This window comes from Rhizobium ruizarguesonis (genome assembly GCF_017357285.1).
In the GTDB taxonomy this organism is placed as follows: domain Bacteria; phylum Pseudomonadota; class Alphaproteobacteria; order Rhizobiales; family Rhizobiaceae; genus Rhizobium; species Rhizobium ruizarguesonis.
Window position 1 is genome coordinate 3,773,231 of the sequence record NZ_CP071678.1, and the last position, 23,770, is coordinate 3,797,000.

Consider the following 23,770-nt stretch of genomic DNA (forward strand, 5'->3'; position numbering starts at 1 on the left):
AGGGCTTGATGCGCGGCACGAAACCGATCGGAAGCGCCAGAACGACCATGGTGAGAACCGGGTTGGCGTTCCCGAGAAACCAGGCGCCGCCCAGCGCCAGAATCCTGTCGTGGTCGGGGCCTAACTGAAGACGACGTTACCCTTCGATGCGACCATCGCGAGGCTGCGCGCGCCACCAACAGCCGAGCGTCACCACGAAGGCGGGAAATCCATATATCAGCGTAGGATAGAGGGTCGCACTGCGGCCCTCTAGCATTTTTTAGCAAATACTAAAAAATCACCCCACCTTACAGGCGGTGCTCACGCATCGGCTCGAAAATCGGATTCGATTTTCCGGAACAATGAGGTTGATTCAATGTGTTAATGCGCTATCTCCGCGCCTGAAAAAGACGCGCGGACGCCGTAGTCTGGATAGTCGAACGACGATGACGATCGTTTTCGCGCGGGGGAAATTCAGACCAAAGTCCGACCCACCCCGGACTTCGTGCCCATACAAAACCTTCGATCACTGTAATAACAATAATATATTCTCAAGTAACGAGGCGAGACGATGTGAGAAACTGGGTCGACTTCATTGGATCGCATTTATGTGACGCCTTCTACTTAGAAAATGATATCCAGAAACTGGTTGTTGCTGACAATCTTTGCACTGAACCTTTCGAAAATATAGCACACATTCGGGATGCCCGTTTTCACAGGCAACCGCAGCTCTCTGTATCCCGAACTCGTCGGAGAGGTTCTCGATACCATGCCGATTCCTTCGATCGAACCGCAAATGGTGGCCGCCGTCTCATGGAACGGATGGTCGAAATCGAGCTGGTCGTGATGATCGTACAACGATCATCTGTAGCATCCGGTCCGGCGCGGCCGCTCGTTATCGAGCGCGGCATCGGCAGCGACACGAATCACCTTAAAGTAGGTAAATTTAACGATTAACATTAATAGGTGAGTATTTCTTAGAACTCTTCTAAGTAATTGTCACGAATTACAGGTGGTGCTAATAAACGGGCACCTTATCTCAAGTCACAAGGCGCAAAGCAATGAAGAGCGTATTGATTTCTGGCGGAGCTGGGTTCATCGGATCGCACTTGTGTGATCGACTTTTACTGAGGACGGACATTCAGAAGCTGGTCGTTGTTGACAACCTCTGGACCGGGCTTTTCGAAAATATCGCACACATCAGGGACCCCCGTTTCCACTTCGTGAAATCCGACGTCGAGACGCTGCAGACCTCGGATAAATTCGACGAAATCTATCACCTTGCATCCCCCGCATCGCCGCCGTGGTATATGAAGGAGCCGAAGAGAACGATCTCCGCCAATCTCCTCGGGGCGTTCCGGTTGCTCGACTTGCTGAAGAAGGGCGGACGTTTCGGTTTCACCTCTTCTTCCGAAGTCTATGGCGATCCTCTGGTGTCGCCGCAGCCGGAATCCTACAAAGGCCAGGTCGACTGCACCGGACCGCGCTCATCCTACGACGAAAGCAAAAGGTGCACGGAGTCGCTGCTGTTCGAAATGCAGCGTACCCAGGGGCTCGACGTCAAGATCGTCCGCCCCTTCAACATCTACGGTCCCCGGACACGTTCCGACGATGGTCGCGCGGTCTCCAACTTCATCACCCAGGCGCTCTCGGGCCGCCCGATTACCGTGTTCGGCGACGGCCTTCAGTCACGCAGCTGGGGCTATGTCGATGACGTTGTCGATGGTTTCGCACGATATTTCTGGATAAATGAAACCGACTATAAGGGGCCTCTGAACGTCGGCAATGATCGCGAGATTTCGGTTCTTGAAGTCGCGCAATATGTCTCCAAACTCGTTGGCGGCGTGCCGATCGTCTTCGAGCCGTCACCGCCGCAGGACCCCACGAACAGACGGCCTGATTTGACCAACGCGCACTATGTCATGCCCGAGTGGTCGTGCAAAATCACCTACGAACAGGGCGTGGCGATGACGCTCGATTGGTTCAGGGACCAAATGAAGGCGCACGCTGCAGAATAAACCATAATGACTTTCGAGACTCGCGTCCTGGGTGCAGGTGGCGTATGTTCACGGTGCGATTGAGAGAGTGATGATGCGAGAACCAATTCCGTCCGATCTGAAGGATATAAGTTTTCCCATACCGATTCACTATCTCGATCTCGCCACCTCTCACCTCGATGCCGTTTCGCCCCCGGTCTCCGATGGGCTCGTGGTCTTTCTGTCGGATGGTCTTCCCGTAGGACAAGCCTATATCGAAAGGCCCGAGACGGCGTCGGCACTGGCCGAGCGTGTCGTGCGGCCCGAGACGCTCGAGCATGCGCGTCAAGTCGCGCAAACCCCTGTGTGCAACCGCGACGTCAGCATTCTGATTTGCACAAAGGACCGGCCGGAGGACCTACGCCGTTGCCTGGCCTCGATCCCCAAACAGTCGCTCAGCCCCGTCGAGATCATCGTGGTGGATAATGCCTCTGCAGGCGAGGCGACGCGTCGCGTGGTAGAGGAATCCGGCGCAACCTATGTCCGTGAAGATCGGGTCGGGCTGGATTATGCGCGCAATGCGGCGGTTCGCGCGGCGAGAACCGAATTCGTCGCGTTTACGGACGATGACGTGGTTCTCCACGAGCGATGGCTGGAGAACCTGATGAAGGGGTTCGATCTGCCGGAGATCGCCTGCGTAACCGGGTTGGTCCTTCCCGGAGAACTCGCAACGCCTGCACAGTTTATCTTCGAAAAGCATTGGAGTTTCGGCCGGGGCTATCTGCGGCAGGATTTCAATCAGGACTTCTATACCAGGGATACACGTTACGGCGCTCCGGTCTGGACGATAGGAGCCGGCGCAAGTCAGGCCATCCGCCGCAAGGTTTTCGACGAGATCGGCCTGTTCGATGTCCGCCTGGACATGGGCGCTGCCGGATGCTCAGGCGATTCCGAATACTGGAACCGGCTTCTCCATCATGGCCATGTCTGCCGCTACGAGCCGACGGCGGTAGCCTGGCACTTTCATCGCAAGGATATGAAGGGGCTCGCCAAACAGATCTACCAATATATGAGTGGCCATGTCGCAGCCCTGCTGGTCCAGTATCAGAACACAGGAAATAACGCCAATCTGCGGCGCATCCTGCTCTCGTTTCCGAAATATTACGCCGGGAGGGTCAAAAGACGGCTTCGCAAAGGCACGACGTCGCACGACGTCTTCCTGAAGCAGGAGATGCTCGGAAGCGTAAACGGCGCTCTCTACGTTCTGCGGCGATGGAAGAGGCCCGCATGGTGATCGCTGCGATGCCTGACATTTCATTCCTCATCCCTGCCTATAATGCAGACGACACGCTTGCCGAATGTCTTGCCAGCCTGCAGCAGCAGACGCGATCGAACTGGCAGGCCGTCGTGGTCGATGACGGTTCGACCGACCGCACTTGGGAGGTGCTTGAGGGCATCGCAAGAACGGACAGCCGCATTCGCCTCGCCCATCAGCCGAATGCCGGCGCCGCCGCGGCGCGAAACCATGCCGCAAGACTGGCAACCGCACCCCTGCTCTGCATGCTGGATGCCGACGACTGGCTGGATCCGACCTTCATCGAAAATATGCTGCCGGTGGCCGCCGATGCGTTTCCACCTGATATCGCCCATTGCGCTTACCGCCGTGTCGCCCCGGACGGCCGGCTGATGCGGGTAGAGCAGCCTCCCGTCCTGGCGGGTGATGTCGCCAAGCGTGAGTTCTCATCCTTTTGCGCGCTCGCCATCCATACGGTCGTTTTTCCCAAAAGCCTTTTCGAACATCTGGGAGGTATGGATGAGACCTTGCAGACGGGTGAGGATTGGGATCTCTGGCAGCGCATGGCCTTTGCAGGCGCCGAATTTCGCCGTGTCGACAAGTGCCTAGCTTTCTATCGCATGAAGGCGGGCTCGCTCTCCGGCGATCCTGTCAAAATGGTGCGTGACGCCGTTCGCGTGACGACGAAGGCGCAGACCCTCAGGATGCAGCAATGCCTGTCGGCCGAAGAGCCGGAGACCGGCTGGTTTACGCCCGCCCTCAGCCAGCTGCGCATGCTCGCCTGGGTCGTCTCGGCCAAGCTCGATCCGGCAACGGATGTTGCGGCCCTCGCATCGCTCCTGCCGGAAATGCCTGATGCCGCGGGCTACGAGGGCTTTCTTGTCGACGTGATCATGCATGGATTGCAGACGGGACTGTTCACCGATCGACCCGACGATCTCATCGATGCGCTCGACAAGTGGCGGCCGACTTTTCTTGCGCTCATCCAGCTGATCGAGCGGCATTCCTTCCCCGGCACCGGGCGGAAGATCATGGAGAACGTCAGTTGGCGGCTCACCGCCGCGAACCCTTTGCGCTCCTTCACGCTCGGTAATATCCAGGTGGTCAGCGTCGAACTCGGTGCACTTTCCAGGATCGCCAAGGCCGGGAAAGCCGATACGCTCGTCATGCACGCTTTATCAGGCGAACAGCATGTCGGCACCTTTGTCGGGCCGCTCTGGGGCGATCTTTCGGTCCGGGCGCAGATCAGGCTGATCATGCAGGAGATCCAGGCGGCAGAGCATCTGCAAACACCGCAAACGCTCGCCTATATCGGCTCCTGGACCAGAGAGGCGCTGCGCGGATACAGAGCCTTCGGCGGTCTCATCATCCGCAACGGCCGGCGGCGAGGACGTTTCGAACGGCTTTTGGTGCATGTCGGACGCAAGGCCCTCCTTGCCTCTGCGCCGAGCGATAAACAAGACAATGATGCCCGCCTGTCCGACATAAGGCGAGATCTCCAGCGCGATCCGGTTCCGCGCTTTTCAAGTTCCTCCGGGCCACAGCCGGAGGAAGGAAAGGCGGCTCCCCCCATTCGGTCGGAAGAAGAGTACTGGGAACATATCTTCGAACGCCCCGATCCTTGGAATTATGTCTCGGTCTACGAGCAGGTCAAATATGCGCAGACGTTGAGCCTGATCCCGGAAGGGATCGAGAAGGCTCTGGAACTCGCCTGCGCCGAAGGGATTTTCACCGAAAAGCTGGCCCGAAAGGTCGGCCGGCTGACGGCCACGGATATTTCCCAACGGGCAATCGACAGGGCGGTCGAGCGGTGCCGCGACCATAGCAACGTCGAGCTTCACGTTCTCGACTTCGTCAGACAAGATCTTCCACCCGAACAGGATCTCGTCGTCTGCTCCGAAGTGCTTTATTACATGAAGGATGAGGAGATGCTTGCGGCCGTCTGCGGTAAGATGGCCGCAGCGGTGAAGCCGGACGGCTACCTGATCACTGCCCACGCGCATATCCGCCGGGACGAACCCACCCGGACCGGTTTCGACTGGGGCAATCCCTTCGGTGTCGGCACGATCAAACAGGTTTTGGCCGCACAGCCAGGGCTGGTTCTGGAAGACACGATCGAAACCGAACTTTACGCCATCCACCGGTTCAGGAAAGGCTCGGTGGCCGATCCTTTGCTGCGGGTCGAGCGGCACGGAACTCCGTTGGACGCCGATGTGGCAAAGCACATCATCTGGGGGCCGGCTGGCGTTGAGCGTGAGGCGGCATGGACGACGGAGGTCACGACCTCGGTTCCCATCCTCATGTATCACAGGATCGCAGACGAAGGCCCCGCGGCACTCCGGCGCTTCCGCACGCCGCCCGAGATCTTCCGCAAGCAGATGCAGTTCCTTCGGCGCCAGGGTTATTACACGGTGACGGCGCAGACGCTTACGGATCTGCTGCGCAGCGGCAAGCCGATCCAGGGCCGGCCCGTCATGCTGACCTTCGACGACGCCTACCTGGATTTCCTGACGGACGCCTTCCCGATCCTTGCCGAGAATGATTTCAGCGCCGAGGTGTTCGTCGTGACCGACAAAGTCGGCGGTCGGTCCGACTGGGATTCGGCCTATGGAGAGCCGGCGCCGCTGATGTCGTGGTCGAACATTCAGCAGTTGCACCAAAAGGGCATCTGCTTCGGCTCCCATCTCGCATCCCACACGCCGGCCAGCGCGATTGATAACGAAGCCTTGCTCGCCGAAGCCATGTTGTCGCGCAATGCTCTGCAGAGCCGGCTGGGCGCCTCCGTGGAATCCATCGCACTCCCCTATGGCGCGACGGACTTCAGGGTCCCGGGCATCCTGGCGCTTGCCGGTTACGGTATCGGCTTCACGACCCAACCGGCGAAAGCCACCTTCTCCGATAATCTTTTCGGTCTGCCGCGCCTCGAAGTCCGCGGCGATCGTCCGCTTGAAAGCTTCCCTGAACTGACCGGCCTGCCGGGCGCGTTTATCGGATGACAAAACCATGACTGCCAGAGAGGCCCCTTTGATCAGCATCGTCATACCGGCCTACAACGCCGAGAAGACGCTTGTCGAAACATTGAGCAGCGTCTCCAACCAGTCCTATGACAAGCTCGAAATCCTCGTGGTCGACGACGGATCGCGAGATGGTACGTTCGAACTTGCAAGCGACTACGGCCTGACCGACCGCCGCGTCCGTGTTCTCCGCCAGGAGAATGGAGGGGTTGCACGCGCACGCAACCATGGTGTCCGGGAAGCCCGCGGCCCCTACGTAGCCCCGGTCGATGCCGATGACATATGGCACCCCAACAAGATTGAACTCCAGCTTCAGGCGCTGCAGAAATTCCCCGACGGACAGGGCGTCGCCTATAACTGGTATGCGGCGATCGATGAAAACGGCATCATTTTCGGCCATTCTCGGCCGGTCATGCATCAAGGAAACATCTTCGAACCTCTGCTGAGGGAAAACTTCATCGGCAATGGCAGCACGCCCTTGATGCCGCGCGCGGAGGTTCTTCGTTGCGGCGGCTATGACGCCAGCCTGCGCGACAGCGGCGCCGAGGGGTGTGAGGATCTGAAACTCTATCTGGCCTTGGCCGAGACCCTGCCCTTCGCGTTGGTCCCCGATTTCCTGACCGGTTATCGCTTCACCAAGGGAAACATGTCCAGCAACGCCTATCGGATGCTGAAGTCCCACGGCCTGGTGATGGCGCCGATCATCGAGCGTTATCCGCATCTGACGCGGGATATCCGGACAGCCGAATTCAACACGGCGCGCTGGTATTTTAATAAGGCGTTTCTTGATGACGATCATGCACAGGTCAAAAAGCTGGCGCCGATGATGGTCAAAAAATATGCCTTGCAGCTTATGGTCCATGGTGTGCAGCAGAGCTGGCGCCAGGCGAAACGTCACGGCGTGAGGATGGCAAAGCGCGCGCTTGACAAGCCTTTGGCCCGGCCAAAAGCCCGCTTTGCGGGCGCGATCATTCCGCAACCCGGAACGGCATTCAGCGATCGCTTCACGACCATGCCTGTCAGGGAAGAAGCGACTGGCCCGACCTCTTTGCGGACGGCGAACAATGAATAGGTTTCGAAAGCCGCCTTCCCCAAAGCCGGCCAGCGCCTACAACCTGATCGTAGCATCCCGGTTCCGCGAGCTTCTGCAGCTCGTGCCGACGCTGCGGCTCAAGATGATGGTGATGATCACCCTGGGGATTCTCACGGGTCTCTCGGAAATGGTCGGGATCACCTTCCTGGTCAGCCTCGTCTTTCTTCTCGGGCAGCAAGGTCCCGTTTCCGGTTCCGCCGTCGCATGGCTTCCGGCGTTTTTCGGCGGCAACGACCTTTCGAAACCGGTGCTGATCGGTATCCTCATCGGCTCCATCATCCTGCGAATTCTTCTGGGATGCGCCAATTCGCTCATTGCAAGCGCAGTCAACCACCGAATTAGCGACCGTATGCGAGACCGCCTCTACGCCAAGGTCTTGACCATGCCCTTTCAGCGCTTTCAGGACTATGAGCGTAGCGACCTGATCAACGTCATCGCGACCGAATCCTATGCGGTGTCGTCGGCGTATGCCAGCCTGGTACGACTGGGGGTGAATTTCGGTACGATTGTGATTTTTGGCGTCGGCATGCTGGTAATGGCCTGGCCGATCGCGTTGCTCGCCCTCGCCTTCGGCTTCATCCATAATTTTGTATTGGGTTTCTTTGCCGGCGCCTACCGCCGTCTCGGCGCCTCTGCACTGGCTGCGGTGGAAGCCTTGACACAGTTGAGCTGGACAACGCTACAGACTTTGAAGGCCGTCAAAAGCTTCGGCATGGAAAAGCGCCACCAACAACTCTTCGAGGCGCTTTCCAACGACGTCGGCCAGACCTGGCGCCGGTCGGACTGGATGGGAGCGATAACCTCGCTTCTGAGCGAAATTCTGACCTTCGGGGTCATCCTGACGATCATTCTGTCCTCGGAATTCCTGCCGGTCGATTTCAAGGCGGCGCTCTCGGCCACGATCCTTCTTTACAGGCTTCAGCCGCATATCAAGGGATTTGATTCCCAGATTCTCAGCCTTTACGAGATGGAAGCGTCCCTGCAAAACGTCCTGGCGCTGCTTTCAGAGAAAGATGACATCAAGCAGGCTTCGCAGGGGGAAAAGGTAAGCCGCCTGGCGGAGGCGCTTGTCTTCCACGACGTCTCGTTCGCCTATGAGCGATCGAACGCACCGGCGGTTCACAATCTCAGTTTCTCGATCAGAGCAGGCGAGACGACGGCTCTGACGGGGCCGAGTGGCTCCGGCAAAACCACAATCCTCAACATGATTCTCGATCTCAACCCGCCGACCCAGGGCCTGATCACGGTGGACGGCAGGGATCTGACAACCATCGACCGCTCCAGCTGGCTGCAACTGCTCTCCGTGTCGGGCCAGGACGTTGAACTGATGGAGGGCACGGTGCTCGACAACATCCGGTTTCGTCGTGATATCTCGGAGCAGGATATCCGCTGGGCGGCCGATGTGGCCTGCGCAACGGAGTTCATCAAAGATCTGCCGTATGGCTTTGATGAATGGCTGGGCGACGAGGCGATCCGGCTTTCGGGCGGGCAAAGGCAGCGCATAGGTCTGGCGCGCGCGCTCGCCGGCCGGCCTCAGATCCTGCTGTTGGACGAAGCAACAAGCGCGCTTGACGAAGAGACCGAGATGCGAGTGTTTTCGGCGATGAAAGAAGACGCCGGCAGAACGCTGATTGTCGTCAGCCATCGGCCCGCTGTGGCCAGGCTGATGAAGAACCGGATCGATCTCCGCCCGCCCGCACCCACATCTAAGCTCGGGTGACGGACATGGATGTGTCAACGATGTCGGGGGTTCGGGTGGCCGTCGTGATCCCTGCCTATAATGCCAGAGAATACCTTGCCCAGACGCTCCAATCCGTTGTCGACCAGACCCACAAGGCGCTTGAGATCATCATCGTCGACGACGGCTCGACGGACGAGACAGCCTCGATCTGTCGCCGTTTCGCCGCCAGTGATTCAAGGATCCGAATTCTGTCGACCGAAAACCGTGGCGTCGCTGCGGCCCGCAATACCGGGATCCAGGCATCAAAATCCGACTATATCGCCTTCCTCGATGCGGACGACCTATGGCATTCGACCTATGTCCAAAGAATGCTCTCGGCTCTTCAGCCTTTGCCGGACGCCTGGGGCGCAGTCTATGCCCTTCACCGCTTCATCGATACCGAAGGATATTGCACAAGATCCGGTTCGTCGCTGAACGCCCGGGACAACATTCTCAACCGTCATCTCGTATTCCGCTTCGTCGGCAATGGCAGCGGCTTCATGGTTCGCCGCGCTGTCGTTGACAAGATCGGCGGCTACGATTCAAGCTATGCCAGAAAGGGGATTGGAGGATGCGAGGATTTCGATTTCGAACTCCGCACCGCTGAACATTTCAAGATCGAGACGGTGCCGTTGGGTCTGGTGGGCTATCGCTCACATTCCGCAGCCATGTCTTCAGACAGGTCGCGGATGGCGCGATCGCTTGTGGCGGTGACCGAGCAATGTATCGCTCGCAATCCTGAGCTTCCGGCTTTTGTCGTCAGCTGCGCCCGCACGTCGGCGCATCTTTATGCATTTTCAAAATTTGCCGCCTTGAAAGATTGGGACAGCGCTGCGGCCTCGCTCAAACACATTTATCATCATAGCCCAATGCTTGCTTCCGGCATCCTCACCAAATTGATCCTTTCAAAAGCCGGCAGAGCCAAACGCAGAGCGTTATCGAAAGTCTGGCCAGCAAGGGAACAAAAGCAAAAGAATCTCAGGAAATTCGAAGAGATAGACCCGCTTCTCCCCTTGGTCGGCGGTTGGTCTCGCTTCAGAACGAAGGCATTGCTCAGCCGCTTGTCTGAGATCGATCGGTCTGGCGAATGCTCTGCGGCGACCTCATCGCAGGAGGCTTGATGTCTGTCGGCTGAACGGCTGTCGATGGCGTTTTTCGCTCGGCCGCTATATCGCGCCGGAGAGATCGAGCACCGTCAAACATCGAGAGGTTTGACAACGCTTCCTATCCATCAGCTTGGTCACTATCTCACTATTTTGTACTGCGATATTTTATATTAAGGAAGAATAGCAATTGCTAAAAAAGAGAATAATCTACCTAAAAAATAACTACCCCAATAATAATCTTCGACAATGTCGATTTTAACTGCAATCATACCTACGCACTGTGCAAGCATTCCGACTGGAGGACCCGCCAACCACCCCGGCGGGTCCTCAACTTTCCTTTTCGGCCGGTTGCACAAATGCGGTCACCATTATCACTGCATCAGCATAGATAGATCTTACTTCAGATGACGATATTACGCTGTTGAGATCGGCTTCATGAGAAAATCCCGCATCATAGGCAGGTGAAGGTCGAAGTGCCGGCTCTCCTGCTTAATATTTCGATCAAAATTTCAATTGAGCGCGCGATATTTTTAGATCTTCAATGAAATGTCGGAGACGGAGCAATCCGTCATGAAGTTGATATTGTTTTTCAATAGAAATTTATAATTATCGATGCCGTCATTAAGAATAATACGTCCAATGATTATTTCTTGATATAATTTTAATCGTCTTAAAATTGATATTTAAATACAACCATTATCTGAAAATCATAATTTTTACCTTTTGATAAATTTTTTTTGTTATACTCAATTATCGCTACCGCTTTAATTAGTTCCTTCGTTTCACAAGCATCGGCGTTTAATTTTCGCGCGAGGGCTGGAAATCTCCCGAAAGTTATTTCCCTCCCCCGGTTCTCAACGATCCGACAACCTGCCGGCACACTGGTGATGTTGTTACGGCCGATGGCTCGGTGGTCCTGGGCTGGCCGCGCGTGGAAGAGTTGCCGATGCAATTCAACACCGCTGCACGAAACATTAACACCCTGATACATAAAGATATTACATAGTTCGATACGAACTGGACCGGCCAATTCAGCCAACGGCATTCGGTCTGTCATTTCAAACGCCGGCATATGAGGCTGTACTGGCCAATGGAAATACCGGCGCAAAACCCGCGGCGTAAGAAATGCCTATCCTCTTGGCGAGCCGCCCGAAACGAAACAACCGATATGCTTGGGCGAAGTTGGACAGTCCTGATTCATTACATCGGAGGCCCCCGGCATGCCCCGACCTGTGTCGAAATGGTCGCACCGCGCCCGCGAATTAACCCTTCATAAAGCATTTGCTTGCTCAACTTATAATTTGTGTCATGGTCACTGTAAGTAGCGAGGGAGCCGACCGATGAGTGATATGGCATCGCAGATTCCGGAATTTGGTTACGATGAGCGCGTGATGATCTGCCGGAAGCAGATCGAAAAGGCGGTCTATCAGTTCATTGCAAATACGAAGGTCGAGGGATGCGATCCGGCGGAAGTCGCAATGGCGATCGCAGACATTGCCGACGATTACATTTTACTGCTGGCCCAGAAGCGCAATTTGACCCATTGAGGTCAATGGATCGGCCGTCAATCGGCCGATCGTCCGCAGGATGTGTGAGACCCAAAATCGCCGCCGCTTCCCTGCCCGGAGGCAACGTCAACGGAATCGTTTACCGCTTGCGCCGAAACCATCCGAGCCATGACGTCGAACAGCTTCTGAATAAAACGCCCAACCACACTCAACAGCGCATGCGCCCGGCCCAGAACGAGCCGGGCTTCTCCCAATCTACAATTCGCGCCAGCTCACAGAATGGATTTCGATTGACCGCTCACTGGACACCAACACATGCATAACCCCGAAAATCGATGCTGATTTTCGGGGTTATGCATGGATTTGAAGTGGTAGAGCGTTCCAGTGCGTCCGATCGGACGCACGCCGGTCTAATGGCTTCTCACGCTCACTTGCGGTACCGGGGAGCTCAATTCAGCCAATTCCCTGGTCAAGCCCTCCCCGACCTCCTGCTTCACGGCCTCGAGCGCAAGGTCGAGGCAATTCGTCGCGAACGGCAGTTTGACATCCTGGGCGACCTGTCGCGCATAGGCGATCATCCGCGCCAATGCGACGAGCTCTTCCAGACCGTCTTCCGCCCCTTGGTCTGTTTCTACCTTGACAACCGATGTCACGCCCATGCCCCATTTCTCCAATGAATTGAAGGAATGATACGCGCCTGGACGTGATCCACCCCGTGAAAAAAGCGTGACACAACTCCCGGTGACAATTGCCGACTTCGGTTCACAATGCAGGTCGCGTCTGGAACGAAGTTTCGTGCGGTTTCCAGGGCAGATCGGCATTCGACCGAATATCGCGAACGTCCTGCACGGCTTTCAGCAATTCCAAGGCATCGATACGTTTCTGGTCGACTGCATTCGACAGAAGTGCCGCCAGCAGTCGCGGACGATCCGGCTCGGGCAGCCCTGCACATTGCTCGACGACCGCCCGCCACGTTCGCTTCTTGAAGAATATCGCGCCTGCGGCATCTTCCAGCTGTTGGCGCAACCGACTTTCCAGCAGTCCGCGATCCTCCATCACATCGAGCGTTGCGCTGACATTGACGAGCGGTACCGTCAGCGCTTTGCTGCCCAGCGCGCTGGGGGCGTGCGTGAGTGCGACGGCGGCATCGTCGACCAGCCGGCCGATGCGATAGTCTTCGAAAATGCGGCCGATCCCGATCATACCGAACGGATGGCATTCGGCAGCGCGCAACGCGCCCATGCTTGCCGCCCCGAGAACCGCGACGCCCAGCGACAGAGCATGGAGAATTTCCTTGTGCCAGACCGGTGCGGCATATTCGAAGCCGCCGTCGATCAGGCCGATGACATTGGCGCCCTGTTCCACCGCCGCGAAGACATCGCCCTGCGTCGCAGGCGGCAGGACGCATATCCCCTCGCCGGCAAGCGACGCCGCATCGGGAAGACTGGGACCTGCGAAAATGATCTTCAAAACCCTATTGCCCTGGCAAGCGCCCTCGTTCCGAACCGCTGGGCACGCTCCCCCTCCGGATTTTCGAGCTCGGGAATGACAACCTTGACGACACTGAAGGGAAGCGTGTCGTCGCTGAGGCGCACGGCGATCACCGAAGCGATCCGCCTGTTGCGTAGCCGGTCAAGCACATGCTGCAGCAAGCGGGCCAGATCCTGCTGCTCATGTCCGGCCATCCCATCAAGGCCGATGGCGGCAGCCGGCGGTGCAGCAACCGCAGCGAAGGCCTGCCGCATCAGCGGCGGCAAGCATCGTGAGAAAGTTGCGGGAGAGATATCGTCCCGGGCTCCGCTGATATAGGTCAACCGCGATTGCACGGCTTCCGTCACCGCCCGAATGGCCGCGCGCACGGGAGACGGGTGAGCGCCGGTGCCGCCGGTCACCTCGACGAGGCGAATGTCCCTGTCTCCGTGAAGATCCCGGGAGCCAGGCACGAGATCTCCCGGCCCCAGCATGGCGGTGAAACAGGGGATTGCGATGTCGCTGGTGATATCGAAGAGCCTGAGCGCCAATCCTGATGTTTCGATCTTGACGATCAGCCCGTCCAAAGCAACGTCCTGGAAGCCGCGGGGATCGACGCAGGCGGCATAACGATCTGCTTCCGCGCCCACCTGCCACAGCACATGGGCGTCACGCTCGATACGCTCCAGGACGCCATGAAAGATCGCCTCCTCGGCATCGTTGCCCGACGCCAGGCCGTCTGAAGACATCCAGTATCGCGCGTCACGTGTGCGGTCGAGCACCACCGCTTCAAAGGGGACATAGACCTCGTCGCCGGTGAGGATATTGACGCCGGCAACCCATTCCGTCTCCTCCTCCGGTCCAAGATCGGGTTTATGAAGAGCGGTCAGGCAGTTCAGCGTGTCGGTCTTGCGTCCCATCGCCTGCAGACGGAAAGAGGTGCCGCGGACGAGATCGACGGAGGGTTCGCCGGCAACCGCTCGTTCGAGGGCTTCCATGACGGTGGATACTTTGGCATCGAGATCGGTCAGGCCCTTTCCCTGAGCAATCACGATCGAGCGGGAATTCGGAGCGTATGCGCACCAGACGGGGATTCCGATGTCGTCCAGTCCGGTATGTCGCGCAACCCTGGTAATGCCGAACCCGGCCAAAAAAGGTTCGACGCGGGAAAGGGTTTCCCGCGGCGACATGATCCTGTCGGAATATATGGACCGATCCGTCAGAATGCCGGCTCAGCCGTCGACGTGACCGGAGAGGGCAACCTGCGCCGACGAAACGGCAACGGCAAGGTCGACGCCCTTCACAAATGTGCCGCCGGCTTTGCGCAGGTCGTTCGCGGTCGCCAGATCCCCCGTCGGATTGAGAGGCTTGACCGTACCCGCGCCGAGATCGGCAAGCCAAAGACCCGCCTCACCGGGTATACCTATAATGACAGCTTTCGCCATGTAAATGCCCCTAAGTTATTGTTAAAAACCGGCCTTCAACAGGCCCTCCCGATACAGCTCTTTTTGCCAATGCTCCTTGAAGGGGACGATGGCGAGCCATTTCTCGACGTCGAAGACCGGGTTGATGCTTTCGGCTCGTTGCCGATGGAAAAGCGCCCGTTTTCGATCGCCGATCATTGCGCAACTGGCCGCGGCGATGCGATGGGCCGGCGCTTTGTCTTTCATCGCCTCGACATAGGCGATGGCCTCCTCGTATTGCTCCAGGAAGAAGCTCGCTCCCGCAGCACACCAGAGATAGGCGTCAGGCGCGATGGGGTTGAGCGAAATCGCCTTTTTGATCTTGGCGAGCGCATCGCCCGGGCGGGATGCATGCACCAGCGTGTCGGCATGGCTGTAGATGACATCGGCAAAATGCGGGCTGAGTTCTTCCGCCAGATGAAGTGCGGCGACACTGGCATCGACATCGCCGAGATAGAGTTTGGTGACGCCAAGCTCGCGATGACCCGCCGCCGATTCTGGATCCCGCTCGATGGCCCGAAGCGCATTCTGCTCCGCCAGATGCAGCAGCTCGTTGTTTCCCTGCGCTGTCACGAGCCACTCGCTGGTGAAGGTCCTCGCCAACCCGGTAAATGACGGAGAAAAATCCGCCTTATGCGACAACGACTGCTTGAATGCCTTCCGTGCCCGGCGGATATGCGGCAATGTCAATTTGCTCATCAGGCTCGAGCCGACCAGATAGGCGTGATAGGCCTCGGGATTGGCTTCGAAGCGTAAGCGCTCTTCCTCGTTTTCAGCCAGCTCGCGGGCCACCGACATGGTCAGTTGCTGCGCGATCAGCCGTCTCTGGCGCGGCAATATAGCGGGCGTCATCGCAAAGCGATTGGCCCAGATAATCTCGTCCGTGGGAAAATAAACCAGCTGGGCGAATAATCCCTCTTCGGAGAGCCTCGTATCCAGAAGATAAGCGATCGAGTGACGGGCGACCACGGCAGCCTTCTCGGAATCGCGGCGGATCTGGCCAGCCGTATGCGGCGCGACGATGGAAATGTTTCTGAGCGCGCAGAGTTCGATCGTGACGTCTTCGATCAGGGCGTTGGCAAGCGCAAGTCCGGCATCGGCATGTTTCGATGTCGGAGGAAGCAGCACCAGCCGAGGCAAGATCAGCGGCATCGGCGATATACGTTCGATGTCGGCAGCTGTCTCACCACCGGCCTCTGACCGCTTCACCTGTACCCGGGCATGGTCGTCGCCGTTTGGCAATCTCTCATTGAGGGACGAACCGCCAGATAGCCGGTGCAGCAAGGCTCTGACCTGCTCGTCATTCGGATCCCGTTCGAGGATCTGCAGGGCGGCGCTGGAAATGGTGCGCGCCGCGCCGGGCTTTTGCGCGTCCGGCAGCGCATCCAGCAGTGCCTGCCGCAACTGCAGCGCCTGAGCGTCCCGTTGCGCCCTGATCCACGCTTCTATCAACTTTGTCGCCGGTTTGATATTTCCGATGAACCCGCGCTGGGTCAGTTCGGCGATCGCGTTCAGCCGCTCCAGCGGCGAACCGCCGGTGCGAAAGATATCCAGATCGCTGGAAACTGCCTGCGTGTTGAGACGAACCGTGGTGGCGGTGAAATCGAAGGGCATTTCCGCGCGTCCGCCGTCTGTCTCGCGGATGCGGGAAAGCAGTTTGCGCAGATTGAGTCGCGCCAGATCAGCTTCGACGTCATTCCATAGAAACTGAGCCAATTCATAACGGCTGAGTTCATGGCCTGCGCCGACATAGAGATGGGCCATCATCAACAGGCCCTTGATCGGATAGCGAACCGGATCGCCATTCGTCTCAATCAACCGCAGATCGCCGAATGTCTGCAGATGGAGCACAATCCGTCCTCAGCTGTTCATAACCGAATCGTGCAACTCACTGTCGCTGTCAGGCAACCCCGCGGCTGCCAGGCTTTTGGCCAACGCTACCAGCTTTTGCCTGATATTCGGGTCCTCGATGGCGATGAATGCCTTGTTGAGCGCCAGCCCCTCCTTCGAGGACAAAAAGCTGTTCAATTCATTGGTCTGGCCGTCGATCGGCCCGGAGCCGCCGTTCTCGAAGAAAAAGCCGACGGGCACGCGAAGAATCTCGGATATGCGCTGAAGGCGGCTGGCGCCTATTCTATTCGTTCCTTTTTCGTATTTCTGGATCTGCTGGAAGGTAATGCCCAGAAGTTCGGCCAAGCCGTTCTGGGTCATCCCGAGCGTCTTCCGCCGAACTCTTACGCGGTTGCCAACATAGACGTCGATCGAATTCGGCGATTTAGCCTTCATGTGAATAAGTCTCCCGCGTTATCAGCACGCCCAGCTGTATAATGGAGAGTTTAAGCAAGAATGCAACTAAAAGTAAATATTTCGTAAGGGTTTTTTTCAGCAATGCACACAGTAAAAAACAACCTGCGGATTATCGCAGCCATCGCCATTTGGCGCGGATGCACCCCGCGCTCTATCACGCACGTCGCAGCGGACGAATGCCGTCCGAAATCAATGCCGCTCCGACACCGTCTCTTAGAGGCTTCTGGGCAACGGCGATCATCGACTTGGCGAAAACGGGAATCCTTCCAACATATTCAAAACGAACATTGTCGAAGCCGGTATCCAGCAGCAGCGTACTCAGCGTGTTTTTCGACCAGAACTTAATATGCCCATGTTCCTTCAATGGCATGAAGTGGTCGTCCATTTTCCCCATCGCAGCCAGGGCAAGGTTCTTCAGATAACCGTGATAGGGCGTCGACATCACGGCGATGCCGCCCGGCTTGACGAGATCGTACATCGTCGCAGTGAAGGCCTTCGGATCGTAGACATGCTCGACGACCTCCAGGCTGATGACGGCATTGAAGGTGCCATATTCCCTTGAAAGGTCGTCGTAGGCCGAGCCGACGTTCAGCGGCAAATCGGGATAATTGACATTGGCCTTGGTGATGCCATCACTGGAAGGATCGACGCCGACGACATAATATCCCTTTCCCGCAAGAGCCGCTGCTGCCCCGCCGGTACCACATCCCAAATCAAAGACGTCGTTTTCTGCAGAACCATCGAAATGGCTCTCCAGCACGTCGAGCACGGCAGGCAAGATATAGGAGTGCGCGGTTGTTGGTTTGGCGTGAACATAGGTGGCTGCGTTTAGCTCGACGGACATATCCCTCCCCTCGGCGATTGCGCGGCAAACCCTATCGAAGAATACGTCGAAAATTTGATAAAAACCGTCAAAACCCGCTCAATTTCAAGGAATTCAAAAATATAAACTATGATTTTATAATAAATAATAAAACTTCTGCGCGAAAATAGACCGTTATTGCAATATAAACGAATACATGTAGATAACAAATTTATGTATGCTCGAAAATAATCTAGAAAATTCTATCCATATCATAATAACAACAACAATAATCTGTCGAAATCACGCGGAAACCGAGATAACGGTGATCGATTCATAGACTGAATGGTGAGATCATTCGCCATCTGCCACCGCGATTGTCCCTAGCTATATTGGAGATTCCCAATCGACATAGGGTTGAAGCTCCTACGCCGAAATCTGCAGCGCGCCCTTGATAACGACGAGGCAAAAAGGTGCCCAATTGCCGACACGAAGCCAAAGATATTTAACGGCTGAATGTATATGCTGGATCTAGAGCAATTCCAGCAAAAGTGCGCAGCGGTTTGCGTCCGGAGTTGCGCAAAAACAAAAAGATAGAGAGTTCCGTGGCTTGGAGAAAAACGGAAATGCTCTAGACCGCCCGATCGAAACCCTTCTCGCACGCCGGAGAAGACAAGCTTGCCCGATACTTCGTCGTCCGCATATGCGAAACAGCCGGTGGGAAAACCGCGGATTCCCGTGGTCTTCTGGTTGCTGCTGACGATTTCCTTGTCACTGGTCATGGGAACGGTGCTGCTTTCCAACGACATGAAACACTTAAAGACAGTCAGCCATTATTTTGGCTTCGATCTCTTTCCCCATGAGGTGAGGCCGCCTCCACCCAAAGCCCTTCCCCGCCCGACGCCCCCAGCCAGCTTTACGCTCCCATTGCATGCCATCGAACCACCGATGGTACAGGCCGCGTCGACTTTTCTACGGACATGGCGGATATCCGGCGCCGCGATGTGTGCGGCACTGCGCGATGCCGGCATCGAAACCAGCGATTGGGCAGCGGCGAGCTTCAACGCCGATACGTTCGAGTGCTTTTTCGAGCAGAGCGGCAAGCGGGAAAAGGATCAGCTCCCAAAGTCCATCTTCGTCATCGTTCGCGGCAACGCCGCCGGCACGATCAACAATATGCGCGTGAAAATCATCAATCCCGAGACTGATCGAAATGGCCAGCTCGATCCCGGCATTCTGCGAATTTTCGAAATCATGCTGCAGCAACCGCAGTGGCTCGATTTTCACGAGACCCTGAACGCGATCAAGAATCTGAGGGACATCAAGGAAGACGGATTCGGAGCCAGCATCAGCTTCACTCGCGAGGTGCTCAATCCCGGGAATTACAATTTCACACTCTCGCTGGATGCGACTTCAGGAGCTCAGAAAAGAACGAGAAATTATTTTTCCGGCAGAATATGGCTGCCATTGCCGGATCCCGCGATCGAGACCGACAGCCCACAACCGGAAGCAGTCTCCAGGCCTCCCGATGCCGAGGCCCCGGCAGAAAGTCAGGAACACCAGCACTAGAGCCCCGTGCTCCTTTCAGACGCACAAAGGACGCTTTAACTCTTTCAATCCTCGCATCAGCAAAACTGCGCAACGGTTTCACAGGACTTGCGCGAAAACAAAGAGAATAGAGCATCTTCGCGACCTGGAGAAAGGCGAACATGTTCTCGATTTCTGGCTTCACCCCAGGCACTGGCTTATCACGCCATGTGACTTACATCGTCATGATGTCTGGCCAGAATCTTGTAGAGCTCTTTCAAACTGTCCGCACTCGGCCGTTCGGTGCTGTCCCCACCTGCCAGGCGCCAGACACGCTCGACATTGAGGTCCTGCGTGACTTGCGCAAGGTCTTCGTTCAGCGAGCGAATGACGATCTCCGATCGGCGCAACCGCCACGACATTCTGACCAGCGCTGCGAACGGGAGGAAAATGATGCCGATGATGCCGAGAACAAAGACTGCGAACTGCCAGTCATCGAGGAGAGACAGACCGTTTCGAACGGTCGCCATAAAAAAAACGGCATTTTGAAATGCCATGTGAAAATAGCTCATCAGATAGCTGGACCAATCTTCCATCACGAGCGCCCTCCCCGAGCGGTTTATATCTTGGAATATGCTGAAAAGTCTAGCAGACACTAACAATATCCCCTGCGGGGAAAGTATATTTGAGGTTGTATTACTCTGTTAAATTGAACGCGAATCTTGTGATGGATCGGTGCCGACGAGTCCGGCCTTTCAAATTCCACCGCGGACATGAAAAAAGCTAACAGTGAGAGATAGAATGAATAGAAGACGTTTCCTCGCCTCGGTTCCGCTCGCCCTGTTGTATGTCCGTACGGGCCAGGCCCTGGCACAGATGCCTGCCGCTGCAGGGTTGCGCGCCCTTGCCGACAAGAAATCGTTCCGATTCGGATCGGCAATCGACCTGCAAAACATCAACGATCCAATCGCTTCCGAGATCTACATCGACAACGTCAATTCGATAACGCCGCGAAACGAGCTGAAGTGGAATGCGACGGAAAAGAGACCGGGTGTTTTCAGCTTCGGCAGTGCCGACCGCATGGTTGCATTTGCACGCAAAAACAACATGAGGGTTTATGGTCATACGCTGATCTGGTATCGCGTCCCGGGCTGGGTGTCTGATATCACGGACGCAAAGACCATTCAGGCGGCCATGAACCGTCATATAAAACAGGTTGTCACTCGCTATAAGAACTCGATCGATGCTTGGGATGTGGTGAACGAACCGTTGGAGTATGATGCACCGGATCTGCGGGATTGTGTTTTCCGACGCCTTCTTGGCGACGATTATATTCGTATGAGTTTCGACATGGCGCACCAGGCCAATCCCGGCGCAACGCTGGTGCTCAACGAAACGCATCTGGAGAAGAAATCCGACGTGTTCGAACAAAAGCGCGCGCGCATCTTGAAAATCGTCGAGGATCTCGTGGCAAAAAAAACGCCGATCAACGCGGTGGGGCTGCAAGCGCATTTCCGCCCCGGTCTCGACCGGATCGATCCGGAAGGAATGGGGCGCTTCTGCGCGGCGCTGAAGGACATGGGTGTCGGCGTTTTCATCACCGAACTGGATGCGTCCTGCCACTTCCTGAACCGCGACAAAGCCTTCACGCCGACATCCTACGCCGATATTTTCAGTGACGTGATCACCGTGGCGGCCGAACATGGCGACTTGAAAGGCGTGACAGTATGGGGCATGTCGGAAAAATACGGCGAGCGCGATGAGAAAGCGGCCGATCCCGTCGCGGCTTGCACGAAGCGCGTTAATCTTTACGACGAAAATAATGCGCCAAGAAGTGCGATCGACGGTGTCCGGCGGGCAATAGAGGCGATGTGATGCATAAGACAACGGAGACGCGAACAGATTCATGAAAAAAGCCGTTATTTATGTGGAAAAATTTTTGCCTGCCAGCCAGGCATTTGTTCTCAACCAGGCGGTAGCGTTTCGTACTTTCGAAGCTGAAATTCTTGCCGGCTCGCGAATTTCTTCGGCGCATACAAAAAAATCCACTGTTCCGGTTCATGACATCCGTCGGTCTCCCATTGCGCGGGCCGGTGAACTGCTGCTGAAAATCCCGCAGATCGGCCTTCCCTTCCTCTTTCCTGCGATCGGCAAAGCCGATCTCGTTCACGCCCATTTCGGCAAGAACGGGTATGTCATTGGCCCGCTGGCCCGGGCCGCCGGCAAGCCGCTCGTCACGACGTTCCACGGCTTCGATGCCACCTATCGCGGCGACCCGAAAAAGCCGGGCGGCTTCAATCAGGTGCGTTTCTTCGCCAAGGGCCGGAGCGAGATGGCCGGCTGGAACAGCTGGAACATCGCCGTTTCCGATTTCATCCGCGACCGGCTGCTGGCCCTCGGCTTTCCAGCCGAACGCGTCTATCGCCATCATATCGGCATCGATCTCGATCTCTTCAAAATGGAACCCCGTCCCCGAAAAAAAGGGCTCGTGGTTTCAATTGCCCGCTTCGTCGACTATAAGGGCCATCGTTTCATGATCGATGCGCTTTCGCGTGTGGCTGCCGCCGGCACCCCGGTCGAATTCGTCATGGTCGGCCAGGGTCCCTTGAAGGAGGAAATCGAAGCACTGGCGCGTCGTTCCTTGCCAAGCGTCACGATCCATGAAAATCTGTCGCAGACTGAGATAAGAGATCTGCTCGCCAGTGCGGAGCTTTATCTCCACGGAAGCGTGACCCTCGACAATGGTCACGCCGAAGCTTTCGGCCTCGCAAATCTCGAGGCGGAAGCCGTCGGTACTCCGGTCGTCGCATTTCGCTCGGGAGGCGTCGGCGAAGCGATCGAAGAGGGGAAAACTGGTTATCTCGTGGAGGAGCGGGATGTCGCGGGAATGGCGGAGGCGGTCGGAAGACTGCTCAACGACCAGGCTCTGTGGACAGCCTTTAGCGCGCGGGCACCGCTTCTGGTGGCCGAACGCTTCGACTTACGTCGTCAGACGGGGACGCTCGAGGACTATTACAGTTCCGTGCTAGACGAATTTTCCAGCCGGGGTCGGACTTGATGGTGCAGACAGGAAAAAAGCCGAAGTGGGGACTGAACGTATTTCGGCCGCTGCGGAACGGATTTGTGAAGGCCAAGTGGCTCTACTATACGAAATTCTGGGGAATGGACATCGATCCGACGGCGAGCTTTTCCTTGAGCGTGCGTTTCGACAAGACCAACCCGAGGGGATTGCATATCGGCGCGGAAACTTACGTTGCCTTTGAGGCTGCGATTCTGACCCACGACCTCACACGCGGGCTCTACCTTCACACGAGGATCGGCAAGCGCTGCTTCATCGGCGCCCGCAGCATCATTCTGCCCGGCGTCGAGATCGGCGACGAATGCGTCATCGGCTCGGGCTCGGTGGTGACCAAGAGCGTGCCGCCACGCTCGCTCGTCGCTGGCAATCCGGCAAAGATAATCCGCAGCGACATCAAGATCATTTCGCGTTACGGACGCATGGCACGCGAAGATGAGATGGTCTCGCAGATCGTGACGCACTTGCCGACTGGAGAAGCACGATGAAGATGTTTGCCTACCGGGGGAAACACGAGAATTTTGGCGACGAACTGAACCATTGGCTTTGGGAGCGCTTGCTGCCCGGCTTCTTCGACGACGACGAAAGCCAACTTTTTCTCGGCATCGGTTCGATTCTCTACGACAATTTCGACCCGAATATGCAGAAGATTGTCTTCGGCTCGGGCTACGGCGGCTACACCAACCCGCCGAAAGTCGATCGCAACTGGACATTCTATTTCGTGCGCGGAAAGAAGACTGCCGAAGTCCTCGGCATCGATCCGAGCTACGCCATCGGCGATTCGGGTATCCTCACGCGCAGCTGCTGGGATGCAAAAAGCATCGAGAAGCGCTACCCGGTCTCTTTCATGCCGCATTACGAAAGCGCCATGTACGGCAGTTGGGATAAGGCCTGCGAGCTCGCAGGGATTCACTATATCGATCCCCGCTGGTCTGTGGAAAAGGTTCTGACCGAAATCAGCGCATCGCATAAAGTGGTCTCCGAGGCGATGCATGGCTGCATTATCTCAGACGCGCTGCGCGTTCCCTGGCGGGCTATCCGACCGATCGCGCCGGGGAATCGAGCCAAGTGGTACGATTGGGCAAGTGCGCTTGATCTCGAGATCGACTTCGACGCGATTGGCCCGTCAAATATCGTCGAAGCAGGCGCGTCGCTGGTACGCAAAAACACCTACCTTTTGAAGAACATAACGTTCCGCCACCGCCGCATCCGACAGCTCACCGGCAACTATGTCTTTGGATCGACGGTCAAGACGTTGCAGCGGGTAGCGGAGAAGCCGGGCCAGCTCAGCACAGATGAGTCTATTGTAGAGGCGCACGACAGAATGCTGCTTGAGCTAAACCGACTGAAGCAAGATTTTTCCAAGAAAACGGCAAGCGTCCTGTGATGTCGCAAACCGAGTTCGTGACGAGGCAATAGGCATGATCCTTTCTAA

General features: G+C 56.7%; 22 protein-coding genes and 1 pseudogene. 13 read left to right on the top strand and 10 right to left on the bottom strand.

Annotation, left to right across the window (positions count from 1 at the left end):
• Positions 1 to 10 precede the first annotated feature (10 nt).
• Positions 11 to 211: pseudogene (locus tag J3P73_RS18675) on the bottom strand (ABC transporter permease); the annotation flags it as partial.
• Positions 212 to 552: 341 nt separating this feature from the next.
• Here J3P73_RS18675 and J3P73_RS18680 point away from each other — a divergent pair.
• From J3P73_RS18680 to J3P73_RS18710, 7 genes are all read left to right on the top strand, one after another.
• The gene (locus J3P73_RS18680) at positions 553 to 936 is read left to right on the top strand and encodes a hypothetical protein (RefSeq protein ID WP_164034481.1); all 384 of its coding nucleotides are present in this window, start codon (positions 553 to 555) and stop codon (positions 934 to 936) included.
• Positions 937 to 1,040: 104 nt separating this feature from the next.
• Positions 1,041 to 1,997: an NAD-dependent epimerase/dehydratase family protein gene (locus J3P73_RS18685; protein WP_018481588.1), complete on the top strand. Its 957-nt coding sequence runs from the start codon at positions 1,041 to 1,043 to the stop codon at positions 1,995 to 1,997.
• Positions 1,998 to 2,028: 31 nt separating this feature from the next.
• Entirely contained in the window at positions 2,029 to 3,249 is a 1,221-nt protein-coding gene (locus J3P73_RS18690) for a glycosyltransferase family 2 protein (RefSeq protein ID WP_024319441.1), read from the top strand.
• Complete coding sequence (locus tag J3P73_RS18695) at positions 3,243 to 6,245, top strand: trifunctional glycosyltransferase/class I SAM-dependent methyltransferase/polysaccharide deacetylase (RefSeq protein WP_027689239.1); 3,003 nt, start codon at positions 3,243 to 3,245, stop codon at positions 6,243 to 6,245. Before J3P73_RS18690 ends, J3P73_RS18695 begins: the two co-directional genes overlap by 7 nt.
• Positions 6,246 to 6,252: 7 nt before the next feature.
• On the top strand, positions 6,253 to 7,335 hold the full coding sequence (locus tag J3P73_RS18700; protein ID WP_130771800.1) for a glycosyltransferase family 2 protein: 1,083 nt from the start codon (positions 6,253 to 6,255) through the stop codon (positions 7,333 to 7,335).
• Entirely contained in the window at positions 7,328 to 9,076 is a 1,749-nt protein-coding gene (locus J3P73_RS18705) for an ABC transporter ATP-binding protein (protein ID WP_024319438.1), read from the top strand. Before J3P73_RS18700 ends, J3P73_RS18705 begins: the two co-directional genes overlap by 8 nt.
• A complete protein-coding gene (locus J3P73_RS18710) occupies positions 9,073 to 10,197 on the top strand; it encodes a glycosyltransferase family 2 protein (protein ID WP_024319437.1) in 1,125 nt (374 codons plus the stop codon). The genes J3P73_RS18705 and J3P73_RS18710 overlap by 4 nt, the downstream gene beginning before the upstream one ends.
• A gap of 655 nt (positions 10,198 to 10,852) precedes the next feature.
• On the opposite strand, the gene J3P73_RS18715 is transcribed toward J3P73_RS18710, so the two are convergent.
• Positions 10,853 to 11,239, bottom strand: a complete 387-nt coding sequence (locus tag J3P73_RS18715) for a hypothetical protein (RefSeq protein ID WP_130692437.1) — start codon at positions 11,237 to 11,239, stop codon at positions 10,853 to 10,855.
• Positions 11,240 to 11,522: 283 nt separating this feature from the next.
• On the opposite strand from J3P73_RS18715, the gene J3P73_RS18720 reads away from it, so the two are divergent.
• Positions 11,523 to 11,729, top strand: coding sequence for a hypothetical protein (locus tag J3P73_RS18720; protein WP_004676311.1), 207 nt, complete (start codon positions 11,523 to 11,525; stop codon positions 11,727 to 11,729).
• 371 nt (positions 11,730 to 12,100) lie between these two features.
• Here J3P73_RS18720 and J3P73_RS18725 read toward each other — a convergent pair whose 3' ends face one another.
• The 7 genes from J3P73_RS18725 to J3P73_RS18755 all read right to left on the bottom strand — a co-directional run bounded on the left by J3P73_RS18725 (position 12,101) and on the right by J3P73_RS18755 (position 17,774).
• Positions 12,101 to 12,349, bottom strand: a complete 249-nt coding sequence (locus tag J3P73_RS18725; RefSeq protein WP_024319436.1) for a hypothetical protein — start codon at positions 12,347 to 12,349, stop codon at positions 12,101 to 12,103.
• Positions 12,350 to 12,452: 103 nt separating this feature from the next.
• Positions 12,453 to 13,160: a TfuA-like protein gene (locus J3P73_RS18730; protein ID WP_130662053.1), complete on the bottom strand. Its 708-nt coding sequence runs from the start codon at positions 13,158 to 13,160 to the stop codon at positions 12,453 to 12,455.
• Positions 13,157 to 14,350 carry a YcaO-like family protein gene (locus J3P73_RS18735; protein WP_018073817.1) on the bottom strand — a complete coding sequence of 398 codons (1,194 nt, stop codon included), beginning with the start codon at positions 14,348 to 14,350 and terminating at the stop codon, positions 13,157 to 13,159. Before J3P73_RS18735 ends, J3P73_RS18730 begins: the two co-directional genes overlap by 4 nt.
• A gap of 42 nt (positions 14,351 to 14,392) precedes the next feature.
• A complete protein-coding gene (locus tag J3P73_RS18740; protein WP_018073816.1) occupies positions 14,393 to 14,605 on the bottom strand; it encodes a hypothetical protein in 213 nt (70 codons plus the stop codon).
• 21 nt (positions 14,606 to 14,626) lie between these two features.
• Entirely contained in the window at positions 14,627 to 16,474 is a 1,848-nt protein-coding gene (locus tag J3P73_RS18745) for a peptide antibiotic resistance protein (RefSeq protein ID WP_018073815.1), read from the bottom strand.
• Positions 16,475 to 16,483: 9 nt separating this feature from the next.
• Entirely contained in the window at positions 16,484 to 16,909 is a 426-nt protein-coding gene (locus tag J3P73_RS18750) for a helix-turn-helix domain-containing protein (protein ID WP_018073814.1), read from the bottom strand.
• 175 nt (positions 16,910 to 17,084) lie between these two features.
• Positions 17,085 to 17,774, bottom strand: coding sequence for a class I SAM-dependent methyltransferase (locus J3P73_RS18755; RefSeq protein ID WP_018073813.1), 690 nt, complete (start codon positions 17,772 to 17,774; stop codon positions 17,085 to 17,087).
• 636 nt (positions 17,775 to 18,410) lie between these two features.
• Between J3P73_RS18755 and J3P73_RS18760 the strand changes: the two genes are divergently transcribed.
• Entirely contained in the window at positions 18,411 to 19,301 is an 891-nt protein-coding gene (locus tag J3P73_RS18760; protein WP_130664964.1) for a DUF6030 family protein, read from the top strand.
• Between the two features lie 179 nt (positions 19,302 to 19,480).
• Here the strand turns inward: J3P73_RS18760 and J3P73_RS18765 are convergent, their stop codons facing one another.
• Positions 19,481 to 19,921, bottom strand: a complete 441-nt coding sequence (locus J3P73_RS18765; protein WP_018073811.1) for a hypothetical protein — start codon at positions 19,919 to 19,921, stop codon at positions 19,481 to 19,483.
• Positions 19,922 to 20,060: 139 nt separating this feature from the next.
• Here J3P73_RS18765 and J3P73_RS18770 point away from each other — a divergent pair, with 139 nt between their 5' ends.
• The 4 genes from J3P73_RS18770 to pssM are packed head-to-tail and all read left to right on the top strand — an operon-like array spanning position 20,061 to position 23,722.
• Positions 20,061 to 21,134 (top strand): endo-1,4-beta-xylanase, encoded by a 1,074-nt coding sequence (locus tag J3P73_RS18770; RefSeq protein WP_207579679.1) that lies wholly within the window; start codon positions 20,061 to 20,063, stop codon positions 21,132 to 21,134.
• 31 nt (positions 21,135 to 21,165) lie between these two features.
• Positions 21,166 to 22,317 (top strand): glycosyltransferase, encoded by a 1,152-nt coding sequence (locus J3P73_RS18775; protein ID WP_018073809.1) that lies wholly within the window; start codon positions 21,166 to 21,168, stop codon positions 22,315 to 22,317.
• Complete coding sequence (locus J3P73_RS18780) at positions 22,317 to 22,823, top strand: acyltransferase (protein WP_018481602.1); 507 nt, start codon at positions 22,317 to 22,319, stop codon at positions 22,821 to 22,823. The genes J3P73_RS18775 and J3P73_RS18780 overlap by 1 nt, the downstream gene beginning before the upstream one ends.
• Positions 22,820 to 23,722, top strand: a complete 903-nt coding sequence (gene pssM, locus J3P73_RS18785) for an exopolysaccharide glucosyl ketal-pyruvate-transferase (protein WP_207579680.1) — start codon at positions 22,820 to 22,822, stop codon at positions 23,720 to 23,722. Before J3P73_RS18780 ends, pssM begins: the two co-directional genes overlap by 4 nt.
• Positions 23,723 to 23,770 lie beyond the last annotated feature (48 nt).